This window comes from Salirhabdus euzebyi, assembly GCF_014207435.1.
Taxonomy (GTDB): domain Bacteria; phylum Bacillota; class Bacilli; order Bacillales; family Alkalibacillaceae; genus Salirhabdus; species Salirhabdus euzebyi.
In genome coordinates, this window is sequence record NZ_JACHGH010000005.1 from 233,652 (window position 1) to 246,069 (window position 12,418).

A 12,418-nucleotide genomic window follows, 5' to 3' on the forward strand; every position below is an offset into this window, starting at 1 on the left:
TTAGGGTGTAAATGACAGCCCGCTAACGCTTTACAACGCTACTAAGACAAAGATTTGACCGCTGTTTTTTGATATATCATCCAGGAGTTTATTTTATCAACCGATTTGGGAAGGATATCAACCAAATGATCATTTTATCAGCCGATTTCAATTAGAAATCAACCGATAGCGTTCAAGCGAGAGGATATATTACCTTATCAAGTCAATATATAGTTCTACCTAATAAAAATAGCTCAAACGAAAAAAAGCAGAAGATGAAAACTCATCTCCTGCCCTGCTTATTAAAGGTTAGATCGTAAAAACGCATCTATAAACGGGTCAAGGTCTCCGTCCATTACCCCTTGTACGTTACCAACTTCCATATTTGTGCGGTGGTCCTTCACCATTGAGTAAGGATGGAAAACGTAAGACCGGATTTGGCTTCCCCATCCAATTTCCTTTTGCTCTCCACGAATTTCATTTAGTTCTTGTTGTTGCTTTTCAATTTCTGCTTGATATAGTTTCGCTTTAAGCATTTTCATCGCTTGTTCTCTGTTCTTAATTTGAGAGCGTTCTGATTGACAGGTTACAACTGTATTAGTCGGAACATGTGTAATCCGAACAGCAGAGTCCGTCGTGTTTACGTGCTGTCCACCTGCACCACTAGAGCGATACGTATCAATTTTTAAATCTTCTGTTCTTACTTCGATATCTACATCATTATCAAACTCAGGTGTAACATCACATGATACAAAGGATGTATGACGGCGGCCGGAAGAATCAAATGGAGAAATACGTACGAGACGATGAACCCCTTTTTCTGCCTTCAAATAACCGTAAGCATTATGCCCTTTAATAAGAAGCGTCACACTCTTTACGCCCGCTTCATCTCCTGGAAGATAATCTAATGTTTCCACTTTGAACCCTTTATCAGAAGCCCAACGGTTGTACATCCGTAATAGCATACTTGCCCAGTCTTGTGACTCTGTACCACCAGCACCAGGGTGCAACTCTAAAATGGCGTTATTTTTATCATAAGGCTCACTAAGTAACATTTGAAGCTCAAACGCGTTCAGTTTTCCTGTTAATTCCTTTACTTCGCTTTCTAATTCCTCACGAAGCTCTTCATCGTTTTCTTCCTTCACGAGCTCGTAGCTAACCTCTAAATTTTCTAAATCTTCTTCATGCTGCTCAAATGTATGAACTAGATCTTTCAATCCATTTACTTCATTAATTGTTTTTTGAGCAGTTTCTTGGCTGTCCCAAAATCCAGGTTCGGTCATTATTTGCTCAAGCTCTTCAATACGGGCCTTATTCTCTGTTAAGTCAAAGAGACCCCCTAAAGTCATTTAATTTTTTCGTCATCTTTTCTAATTCTTGTCTAATTTCTGCTAAATCCATATTGTTCACCTCAAGTTATTTTTCATGAAAAGACACTCCACTATCCATGGAGTGCCTTTCAACATTATATTAGTTGCCATGACAGTGCTTATATTTTTTACCACTACCACAAGGACAAGGATCATTACGTCCTGTCGTATCCTTTTTCACAAATGGCTTCGGCTTTTTCTTAGCCTCTCCACCACCAGATACAGCTGTTGCACCTTTCGCAACTTCTTCACGTTGTAGGTTTTCACGTATTTGTGCTTTCATAACGAATCGGGAAACCTCTTCGTTAATGGATGCGACCATTTGCTCAAACATCGCAAAGCCTTCCATTTGGTATTCACGCAGCGGATCTGTTTGTCCGTATGCTCGTAAGTGAATCCCTTGACGAAGCTGATCCATTTGGTCGATGTGGTCCATCCACTTCGAATCAACAGAGCGAAGAAGAATAACTTTTTCAAATTCACGCATTTGTTCAGGAGAAAGTTCTTGTTCTTTCTCATCGTACTTCTTATTAACAAGCGCCATAATATATTCCGTTATTTCTTCTGGTTCCTTGCCTTTAAGTTCATTTTCAGAAAGGACATCTGTATCTAAAAGATTTCCATTTACGTAAGCTACTAAACCTTCTAAATTCCAATCCTCTTGAACCTCTTCTTCTGTATGAGATGCTACAGCACGTTCAACTGTTGTTTGAAGCATACCTTCGACAATTGGACGTAAACTATCTGAATCAAGCACTTCAAAACGTTGCTCATAAATAATTTCACGTTGCTGACGAAGGACATCATCATAAGAAAGTAATTGTTTACGTGCATCAAAGTTGTTACCCTCTACACGTTTCTGTGCAGATTCTACAGCACGGGATACCATTTTACTTTCAATTGGTTGGGTATCATCCATACCGAGACGATCCATCATTGCTTTCATATTATCAGAGCCAAAGCGACGCATTAACTCATCTTCAAGTGATAAATAAAATTGTGAAATACCAGGGTCACCTTGACGTCCTGAACGCCCACGGAGCTGGTTATCAATACGGCGAGATTCGTGACGTTCCGTACCTACAACAGCAAGACCGCCAAGTTCTTTTACACCTTCACCAAGTTTAATGTCTGTACCACGACCAGCCATGTTGGTAGCAATTGTAACGGCACCCTTTTGACCAGCCTCTAAAATAATTTCTGCTTCTCTATAGTGGTTTTTCGCGTTTAATACGTTATGCGGAACTCCCACTTTCTTCAAAAACTTAGATATTAATTCAGAAGTCTCAACTGCAACTGTACCAACTAATACTGGTTGGCCTTTACGGTGTCGTTCTTTAATATCATCTACTACTGCACGGAATTTACCTTCCATTGTCTTGTAAATTAAGTCTGGACGGTCATCACGTCCAATTGGTTGGTTTGTAGGAATAACGACAACATCCATGTTATAAATGTTGCGGAATTCCTCTTCCTCTGTTTTCGCTGTACCAGTCATACCAGAAATCTTTTGGTACATACGGAACAAGTTTTGGAACGTAATCGTCGCAAGTGTCATGCTCTCCTTTTGGATTTGCATGCCTTCTTTTGCTTCTATAGATTGGTGTAATCCATCACTATAACGACGACCCTTCATTAAACGACCTGTGAACTGGTCAACGATAACAACTTCACCATCTTGTACAACGTAATCTGTATCACGTTTCATCACGACATGTGCTTTTAGCGCTTGGCTAATGTGGTGAGTCAAAGATACATTCGATAAATCATATAAATTTTCCACATTAAAGAAACGCTCTGCTTTATTAATACCTTCTTCTGTTAACTGAACATTTCTCGTTTTCTCATCATATGAGTAGTCCTCTTCATTTTTCAATGAACGGACAAACGTATTGGCCTGAATGTACATATTTTCTGACTTTTGTGCAGAACCAGAAATAATTAACGGTGTACGTGCCTCATCAATTAAGATAGAGTCAACCTCATCAATGATGGCATAGTTAAGCGGGCGTTGAACCATTTGCTCTTTGTACAGAACCATGTTGTCACGCAAATAGTCAAAACCAAACTCGTTATTCGTACCATAGGTGATATCAGCCACGTATGCTTCCCGTTTTTCATCCTTTGATAGACCGTTCACATTAAGTCCAACGGTTAATCCTAGGAATTCAAAAAGCTGACCCATTTCCTTTGCGTCACGATCTGCCAAGTATTCGTTTACAGTAACGATATGAACACCCTTACCTTCAAGTGCGTTCAAATAAGCAGGCATAGTGGAAGCTAATGTTTTACCTTCCCCTGTTTTCATTTCTGCAATATCGCCATTGTGTAAGGCAATAGCACCTAATAACTGAACATGGAAAGGACGCATTTTCAAAACACGCTTTGCTCCTTCACGCACAACAGCATAAGCCTCTACTAAAATATCATCTAACGTCTCTCCTGCTTCTAGACGTTGTTTGAAATCATTTGTCTTTTCTCTTAACTGATCGTCTGAAAGCTTTTCTATTTCAGGCTCTAGCGCCTCTATCTGAGCTGCTATTTCCTCAAGTTTTTTCAATTGACGTGTATTTCCATCACCGAAAACCTTCTTTAACAATCCTCGCATATAGTAAGCACCTCTATTTTATAAAATCAACTAAATAATAGAATAATCCAAAATCAATCATAACACTAACATAAGAGTTATGACAACTCAATGGAAGTTATTATCACGGATTTAAAAATTAACACGAATGTAATATCGGTAGATTATTTCTTGAAAGTAAAAAGGCAGCTATTTAAGCTGCGCATAAAGTTGGAGCCGTATTCAGATTGTGAGGGGAGGATAGAGCACTTTTTTGGAAAAAATGGGGAGCTGATTGATCAGCTATATTGCCGTTTTTCCAAATCCATCAGTTTCTTATTTGTCTTAGCGATGATTTCCACTAATTGCGCTATGTATTTTTCGTGCTGCTGGATTCGGTTTTCTAATCTTTGGCAGTGAGGGCACGCTTGTTGGATCATGAATACGCCTCCTTAACTTTACTAACTTAGTTATATCATAGGACGAAATAACTAGCGAATGACCAAAATGGCAAAATGGTGTTGTTTTGTCGGGAAAAGTAGTACTTTTTAGCAAAAAAGGGGACTTTTTTCGCAAAACGGAAGAAAGATTGAGAAATTTAGCAAAAAACAGTACTTTTTTTCGTTTAACGTGAAACAATAGAAAAGTCTGTTAGTTTTTGAACCAAAATAAAATCCTCTGCCCATTGAAGGCAAAGGATTTTACGGTAAGTATTAGCAGTGTGTTATTTTGTATTAGCTAGGCTCAATTAATCCGTAGCGTCCATCATTACGGCGATACACTACGTTTGTATCACCAGTATCGGCATTACGGAATACGAAGAAGCTATGTCCTAACATATCCATTTGTAGTGCCGCTTCTTCTGAATCCATAGGTTTTAGATCAAAACGCTTTGTACGAACAATTTCTAGTTCGCTCTCGTCCTCTAGTGCAGGTTCATCAATGATTTCTTTTTCCATTTGTGCAAATACATATTTAGGAGCCCCACCTTGACGGAACTTCCGATTTACCTTTGTTTTATATTTTCTAATTTGACGTTCTAGTTTATCAAGTACTGTATCAATAGCAGCATATAGGTCTCTATGTTGTTCCTCTGCTCTTAATAGGAGGTCCTGCATAGGAATCGTTACTTCAATTCGCTGTTGGTTATTGTAAACGCTTAAGTTTACATGTACCTCAGATGTTGGAGTAGTTTCAAAATACCTCTCCAATTTCCCAATTTTCTTTTCCACATACTCCTGAATTGCATTTGTAACTTCGAGATTCTCGCCTCTTATGTTATATTTCATAAGAAGTTCCTCCTTTCATCCTTATGTATTTTTATTCTACTATAACCGTTTAAATTCCTCTATAAACATAAAAGTATCTTTATGAACAATTTGTGTCGTCGTTTGTCGACAAAAAATAAAAAAACCGCTGCATCTGCACACGGTTTAATGGACGATATACGGCTGTATAAGCTGTTCCATCGAGCATTTCCATTCACGAAAAACTGGAATAACTTGATTCGACAATAATTCTCTTTTATCGATAAAATGATCGAACCACTTCGTCATCAATTCCACAAGATTTTCAAAAAGATGTAACTCCAAGTCATCAAAAATCAGCATCATTTGACGATGCCCCTCATGAAGCTGCTGGAACGCATGAACAAGATCCCCATACAGCGTATTGGCCATATCTGAATGCTCCAAATCAGGAATTTGCATTAAATAATCAAACCCCTCATTCATACTATCTAAAAGCTGAAAATACCTCTGTAAGAACTCAACCTGAGTCCCCTTTAACGTCTGCATGGGAGCACCTAATTTCTCTTATCAAAAAACATGCCATCTATATTTGATAGGTTTTTATATGGATTCATGTACTTTTGGGTATTACCCTTTTGGTTTTGTACTTGCTTCATGGAACCCTTCAATTTTAGTAAAAGGGTCTGTAAGGTTGCTTGTATTTCCTTGTCTAGTTGGACGAGCTCATTGCCAAGGACTTGTTCTTCCTCTGTGTATGGAGGTTTCACGCCTTTTATTAATGAATCACGTTGTTCTAAAAATGAGTTAATTTCTTCTAAAAGCTTGTCTGAGTCAATAGTAGAATCACTTATTTTATGTTTCATCTCGGCTGTTAATTGATGCATTTGTTTGACCGCACTCATTATGCGTTTCCACCTGTACCAAAGGTTTGCTGGCGGTTTAAGCGTAGTACTTCTTTCCAAGTATCACGAAAGTCAGTTACATAACCAGTTACTTCATCTAAGATAGCCACATCATTTTTTATATTCGCCTCAATTAACCGACGATTAATGTAGTCATATAACGGCATCAATTGCTTTGATATTTCCATTTCTGGATTTAGAGTAACCATTAACTCTTGAATAATCTTTTGTGCTTTTTGAATATTCGTGTTCTTCAATTCAATATTTTTTTCTTCCATGCCTTTTTGAGCTAACTTAATAAATTTTAAACATCCGTTGTACAGCATTAACGTTAATTCTCCAGGAGATGCTGTATTTATTGCATTATTTTGGTAGGCCTGCTGCTGTGCTGCATATGGGTTTGCCATAAATTCAAAACACTCCTTTTTATTACATTCCACCGCTGAATTGTTGCGATAGATACATAGACTGGCTATTCATACGGTTAATCGCCTGTTCCATTGCTGTGAATTGACGCCAGTAACGGTCTTCTACTTGTATCATTCGGTCCTCAAAACGAGTGATACGATCATTCATATCGTCTAAACGTCGTCCCATAGAATACTGTTGAAGAGTATGAGTAGATTTTCCAGCCTTTTCCTCAATACGTCCCATTGTGTCCTTAATAGAATCCCTTACTCGATTAAGAATGCCCCGACTGTCTCCAGTTGCACTATTACTAAACAACTTTTGAACAGCATCAGGACTATCGGACATGGCTTGACGGAGCTTACTTTCATTAATTTGTAGCTTCCCACCTTCTAAATAGTTAGAAGTAGTCGTTATTCCTATTTCAGATAGGTGTTTAAAATCATCATTTGTTTCTATCACACTATAAAAAGCACTTCGCATTCCAGAAATAGCAGAAGATAGTATAGAATCATTTCTTAATAGTCCACTTTTAGCTCGTTCTTCCCACAACTCTATTTCATTATCTGACATGTCCTTCTTTTGATCTTCCGTTAAAGGCTTGTAACTACGGTAGCGTTCTTCCCGTAACATACCATTCATTTTGTCGATTAATTCATTATACTTTTTAACAAAATCTTTAATATTTTCAACTGCTTTTTCTGTATCATTTTGAACACTTACAGATACTTTTGTACCCGCTGGGATATTCCCCTTTAACGTGTACGTAACACCACTGATAGTAAATGTATTTGAAGCTCTTGACGTAGTAAGCCCATCAATCGTAAAGGTAGCATTTGTACCACCAGTTTCGTTAGCTTCATCCAGATTTAAAACATCTGTTAAAAAGCTACCAGAAAACTGCATTTCTTTACCACTCGTGTTTAAATCACCAGTCTGTTTCCGTTGAAAACTTAGTTTATCAGAAAAAGTGTCATAAAAAGCAGAAACCCCTACTTTTGAATTACTAATTTGTGACATTAAATTATTTAATGTCGTAGTCCCGTCTATTTCAAAATCAAAACGGGAATTCGGATTGTCAGGATCGTCCTCAATCGGGTTACCGTTTGAATCATAGGTAGTGATACCAAAAGATAAATAATAATGTTCGTAGAGCTTGCCCTTAATGGAACTTCCCTCTGCTAAATTTTCACCAAACTTTAAGTCTCCAGTGTTTGCGTTAACATATACGTCATTTTCTGTGAGAGTCTGATTAGGATCAGTAACAATAGTATAAGCTTTTAGTAGATTACCATCACTATCATGAACTTCAATCGTTTCACCAGCAGTTACATTAAGAGCACCCTTTTGAAGCTTAAAAGTGTCCTTTTCCTGTGTTACTGCAATATCAGCATTAGTAAAAGTCTTCTTTTCCCAAATTCCACCTGTTTCTTCATTTGCAAACGCAGTGTTTCCAAAAAGAGCCCGTTGCTCGAAAAGACTTTTAGTTGGGTCTATTTTCGTAGCGCCAGAAATAGTACCACTTACATTAGAAGCAGCAGACGCCACAGTAGCGTTTTCAATCGTATGTACACCATTTGCAGCAGATGCTCCAGCTGAAATAGAAACAAGTCCCTCGTTTGAAGAACTTACCGACTTTGTTTTAAAAGTTTCTGTTAATGTTGAATTAAATGCTAATGAATCCAAGTCAAAAAGAAGAGCATTTGCTTCTCGATATGCATCACGTTGCCAAGTTAACCACATTTGGTCCTGTTGCAATTTTTGAAGAGGCATACGCTCTGCCTTCATTAAATCATTAACAAGCTGGTCTATATCCATTCCCGAAGCTAATCCACCAATTCGCATACTTGACATTAAATAACACCACCATTAAATCTTTTTGTCTACTATAAATCCCATAAACTCTGCCATTGCAGCATATATGTCTAATAGTTTTCTGGGGGGGATTTCTTTAATTATTTCTTTCGTATCTGGGTTTATTATCGACACATAGTATTCTTCTAGTTTCTCATGAAATTCAAAATGAAGCGAGGTTTTTGTCGAATCTAAAACATGATTTAAGCTTTTCGTCATCTGCTTAGCTTTTTCTTTACTTAATACACCCTGCTCATTACGTTGTGTTCCACCCTGGTTCCCCTCTGCATTGGCTCTTTCTCTAGGCGCTACCGACTCGATGTTTACGTTCCTTTGCAGGAGCTGGGATCCAGGAGAAATTTTCCCGATTTCCATTCCAATCCAACTCCTATATTCGTCTTTATAGTATTTATCGGTTTCTTTTTGATTTTTTTAATGAAAATGAAGGAAAAGTTAAACATTATAAAGAATACAAATAATAGGAACATACGTTCGAAATGGGGGTTGTTTCATGATAGCTAATAATCATATTTTTTTATCAAAGATAGCAGGTAAATTGTTAGGGGACGGATCTATCACTGTTCAGAAAGGGAGAAAACCAAGATTTCAGTTTACTCATTGTATAAAAGATAAAGGTTGGAGTATTCATTCATATATAGAATTAAAAGGATTAATCCCTCTATCTGAGCCAAGATACCGAAAAGTAATTGACCCTCGAACGAAAGCTGGTTATACAGAAGGTTATTATGTATTATCTAAAACGTCACCTATCATTACCCAGTTGGAATCAATATGGTATCACAACAGAATTAAAGTAGTCCCAATGGATTTTCTTGAAAAATATTTTAACAACTTAACTCTAGCATGGTGGTTTCAAGATGATGGACACTTAAAACTAGATAAACACACTATGAAGCCCCGAAAAATTATATTATCGACAGATTCCTTTACCAAACAAGAAAATAATCAATTAATTAACTTATTAAAAAGGAAATATACAATTACTTTTACATTAGATAAGCAAAATAGATTAATAATATACGATGCTACACAAATTTTATACTTTCTTCATCTTGTACAGCCTCACATTCATCACTCTATGTATAGAAAAACCATTCCTCTTTTACCGTTACATGATAAAGTTCCAATTAAGGCAAAACGCACAACAATATATTTACCAGAAGAAATAAAAATAACAAAACCAACCCAAGAACTTAATCAACATTTAGTTTTGCTAAGCAAAGTATTGAGAACTTATAAAAAAGGAGATTTTTATAATTATCTTTATCCTCTTTATATTAAAGAACTGAAGAATATAAATCGTACTAATTCTTATCAAATCTTAATTCAACCTAGAAATCTTTTACTGTTAAACCAATTGAAATCCTATACTGGGTTTACCTATAGTGAACTAGCAACATTATGCTTTTTAATAGCTTATAGAAAATAAAAAGAGGTTCTGCTTTAATAACAGAACCTCCTTAATTAAACTAATTATCTTAGAAGTTGAAGAACTCCTTGCGGCTGTTGGTTTGCTTGCGCCAACATCGCTTGAGAAGCTTGAGTTAAGATGTTGTTCTTTGTGAACTCCATCATTTCTTTCGCCATCGTGCGAACAATCACTTTCATGATTGACTAGACTATATCTTCACCCTTTGCATGAAGGGGTCGGGCACTTCGGATAGATAAGTTACTCAGGCTTACCTTTCCTACGGATTTCATCACCATTGCTATTTGCTTTAGGTGGTTTATCCTAGTCGTTGAACCTTCTCCATTCTTTCGAAACAGGAGCTTGGCTGCTGATTGCCCAATCTTTCTCCTTTTTAATCCTTCACGCCTGCTGTTTCCAGCTACGTTGTGGAGTTGAAAGTTTAAGGGGTTTCCAGCAATTCACCCGATCATAATCGCTAACCGTTACCAGTTAGGACGACTGTGACTGTTTTTGCTTACGCAGCAATTAAGTCATAATCAACGTCACGGATACGTGATTCCGCTGCTGTTAGGTTTTCTTGGGATGCACCTAAATTGTTAATTGTGTGTTCTAGACGGTTTTGGACTGCTCCTAATGCTGACCGTTGTGTAGACACTTGGTTTATAGCATCATCAATTGCTGTTAATTGGGTATCAAAATCATTAGTAGGTGTAGCATCATCAAATTGTCTTACGTCTATTCCTGCAATTTTCAACCCTGTACCAGTAGTTCCCAACGCAGCAACACTCATATCATCAATAGTGACCGTAAGTTGCTGACCTGCGTTTGCCCCAATTTGGAATGTAAGGCCAGTAGTAGCAAGGGATCCATCTAAAAGCTCTTTGCCGTTGAATTGCGTACGGTCTGATATACCTTTACTTCCACCTGTAACTCCACCAATTTCTTCTTTAAGGGCTTCAATTTCAGCATGAATAGCATCTAAATCCGTTCCTTGCTGAGTTCCAGTATTACCAGCTTGAACAGTTAATTCTCTCATACGTTGTAAAATTGAATGCGTTTCGTTTAATGCCCCCTCAGCAGTTTGAATAAGGGAAATACCGTCTTGGGCATTTTTCGAAGCCATTTCTAAACCACGAATTTGGCCACGCATTTTTTCTGAAATTGCTAGGCCTGCAGCGTCATCTCCAGCTTTGTTAATTCGTAAACCTGATGATAATTTCTCCATACTTTTTGATGCAGCATTTGTTCCATAGTTCAATTGACGATGGGTATTTAGTGCTGCAATGTTGTGATTAATTCTCACTTTTAATTCCTCCTTGAAATAATTATCTTTTATTCACATCCATGTGATTAATAATAAATAAATTACTAACGAAGTAATTGAAGTACTCCCTGAGGCTGTTGGTTTGCTTGCGCTAACATCGCTTGAGATGCTTGAGTTAAGATGTTGTTCTTTGTGAACTCCATCATTTCTTTCGCCATCGTGCGAACAATCACTTTCATGATTGACTAGACTATATCTTCACCCTTTGGATTAAGGGGTCGGGCACTTCGGATAGATAAGTTACTCACGCTTACCTTTCCTACGGATTTCATCACCATTGCGATTAGCTTTAGGCGGTTTATCCTAGTCGTTGAACCTTCTCCATTCTTTCGAAACAGGAGCTTGGCTGCTGATTGCCCAATCTTTCTCCTTTTTAATCCTTCACGCCTGCTGTTTCCAGCTACGTTGTGGAGTAGAAAGTTTAAGGGGTTTCCAGCAATTCACCCGATCATAATCGCTAACCGTTACCAGTTAGGACGACTGTGACTGTTTTTGCTTACGCAGCAATTAAGTCATAATCAACGTCACGGATACGTGATTCCGCTGCTGTTAGGTTTTCTTGGGATGCACCTAAATTGTTAATTGTGTGTTCTAGACGGTTTTGGACTGCTCCTAATGAAGAACGTTGTGTTGATACTTTTTCTATCGCAGTATCAATTTTGCCTAACATTGTATCAAAGGCAGCCGTGCTCCCTTCAAATGCAGTTACAACGAAATCATCATCAAAATCAGCTGCTACAACATTATCAGGATCTGTTGTAGTAACACCCAATAAAGTTGCAGCTGACATATCACCAATATTCACAGTAAGTTGTTGCTCTTTATTAGCACCTATTTGAAAAACTAAATCACCAGTTCCAGAAGCAAAAGCACCATTCAGTAGATTCTTTCCATTAAATTGAGTACGATCCGAAATACCTTTACTTCCATCAGTTACGCCACCCAATTCTTCAACTAATGAATCAATTTCTGCTTGAATTGCTTCTAAGTCTTTAGTCTGTTGTGTTCCAGTATTACCAGCTTGCACAGTTAGTTCCCGCATACGCTGGAGTATGGAATGTGATTCATTCAATGCACCTTCTGCAGTTTGAATTAAAGATATACCATCTTGAGCATTTTTCGAAGACATTTCCAGTCCTCTAATTTGACCACGCATTTTTTCAGAAATTGCTAAACCTGCAGCGTCGTCTCCCGCTTTGTTGATACGAAGACCTGAAGATAACTTTTCCATATTTTTTGATGCAGCATTTGTTCCAAAGTTTAATTGACGATGGGTATTTAATGCTGCAATATTATGATTAATTCTCACTTTTAATTCCTCCTTGAAATAATC

General features: G+C 37.6%; 12 protein-coding genes and 2 pseudogenes. 1 reads left to right on the top strand and 13 read right to left on the bottom strand.

Going from position 1 to position 12,418, the window contains the following annotated elements:
* Positions 1-281: 281 nt before the first annotated feature.
* The 9 genes from prfB to flaG form a co-directional block, all read right to left on the bottom strand.
* Positions 282-1,380 (bottom strand): peptide chain release factor 2 gene (gene prfB / locus HNQ94_RS10110; protein WP_376697742.1). Its coding sequence is split into 2 segments (ribosomal slippage): positions 282-1,307 and positions 1,309-1,380, totalling 1,098 coding nucleotides; the frame shifts between segments, so codons are not numbered across the junction.
* A gap of 69 nt (positions 1,381-1,449) precedes the next feature.
* Positions 1,450-3,957, bottom strand: coding sequence for a preprotein translocase subunit SecA (gene secA, locus HNQ94_RS10115; RefSeq protein WP_174496040.1), 2,508 nt, complete (start codon positions 3,955-3,957; stop codon positions 1,450-1,452).
* Positions 3,958-4,214: 257 nt separating this feature from the next.
* A complete protein-coding gene (locus HNQ94_RS10120) occupies positions 4,215-4,355 on the bottom strand; it encodes a hypothetical protein (protein WP_174496039.1) in 141 nt (46 codons plus the stop codon).
* A gap of 294 nt (positions 4,356-4,649) precedes the next feature.
* Positions 4,650-5,204 carry a ribosome hibernation-promoting factor, HPF/YfiA family gene (hpf, locus tag HNQ94_RS10125; RefSeq protein ID WP_174496038.1) on the bottom strand — a complete coding sequence of 185 codons (555 nt, stop codon included), beginning with the start codon at positions 5,202-5,204 and terminating at the stop codon, positions 4,650-4,652.
* A 144-nt stretch (positions 5,205-5,348) separates the two neighbouring features.
* Positions 5,349-5,711: a DUF8042 domain-containing protein gene (locus HNQ94_RS10130; protein ID WP_174496037.1), complete on the bottom strand. Its 363-nt coding sequence runs from the start codon at positions 5,709-5,711 to the stop codon at positions 5,349-5,351.
* Between the two features lie 8 nt (positions 5,712-5,719).
* Positions 5,720-6,067 carry a flagellar protein FliT gene (gene fliT / locus HNQ94_RS10135; protein WP_174496036.1) on the bottom strand — a complete coding sequence of 116 codons (348 nt, stop codon included), beginning with the start codon at positions 6,065-6,067 and terminating at the stop codon, positions 5,720-5,722.
* The gene (fliS, locus tag HNQ94_RS10140) at positions 6,067-6,474 is read right to left on the bottom strand and encodes a flagellar export chaperone FliS (protein WP_174496035.1); all 408 of its coding nucleotides are present in this window, start codon (positions 6,472-6,474) and stop codon (positions 6,067-6,069) included. Before fliS ends, fliT begins: the two co-directional genes overlap by 1 nt.
* A gap of 22 nt (positions 6,475-6,496) precedes the next feature.
* On the bottom strand, positions 6,497-8,329 hold the full coding sequence (fliD, locus tag HNQ94_RS10145; RefSeq protein WP_246199978.1) for a flagellar filament capping protein FliD: 1,833 nt from the start codon (positions 8,327-8,329) through the stop codon (positions 6,497-6,499).
* Between the two features lie 15 nt (positions 8,330-8,344).
* Positions 8,345-8,704 (bottom strand): flagellar protein FlaG, encoded by a 360-nt coding sequence (flaG, locus tag HNQ94_RS10150; RefSeq protein ID WP_174496034.1) that lies wholly within the window; start codon positions 8,702-8,704, stop codon positions 8,345-8,347.
* A 136-nt stretch (positions 8,705-8,840) separates the two neighbouring features.
* Between flaG and HNQ94_RS10155 the strand changes: the two genes are divergently transcribed.
* The gene (locus HNQ94_RS10155) at positions 8,841-9,779 is read left to right on the top strand and encodes an endonuclease (protein ID WP_174496033.1); all 939 of its coding nucleotides are present in this window, start codon (positions 8,841-8,843) and stop codon (positions 9,777-9,779) included.
* A 44-nt stretch (positions 9,780-9,823) separates the two neighbouring features.
* On the opposite strand, the pseudogene HNQ94_RS19860 reads toward HNQ94_RS10155, so the two are convergent.
* The 4 genes and pseudogenes from HNQ94_RS19860 to hag (HNQ94_RS10175) all read right to left on the bottom strand — a co-directional run.
* Positions 9,824-9,910: pseudogene (locus HNQ94_RS19860) on the bottom strand (flagellin); the annotation flags it as partial.
* 365 nt (positions 9,911-10,275) lie between these two features.
* Positions 10,276-11,064: a flagellin Hag gene (gene hag / locus HNQ94_RS10165; RefSeq protein WP_174498048.1), complete on the bottom strand. Its 789-nt coding sequence runs from the start codon at positions 11,062-11,064 to the stop codon at positions 10,276-10,278.
* Positions 11,065-11,129: 65 nt separating this feature from the next.
* Positions 11,130-11,243: pseudogene (locus HNQ94_RS10170) on the bottom strand (flagellin); the annotation flags it as partial.
* A gap of 338 nt (positions 11,244-11,581) precedes the next feature.
* The gene (gene hag, locus HNQ94_RS10175) at positions 11,582-12,394 is read right to left on the bottom strand and encodes a flagellin Hag (RefSeq protein WP_174496029.1); all 813 of its coding nucleotides are present in this window, start codon (positions 12,392-12,394) and stop codon (positions 11,582-11,584) included.
* Positions 12,395-12,418: the final 24 nt, after the last annotated feature.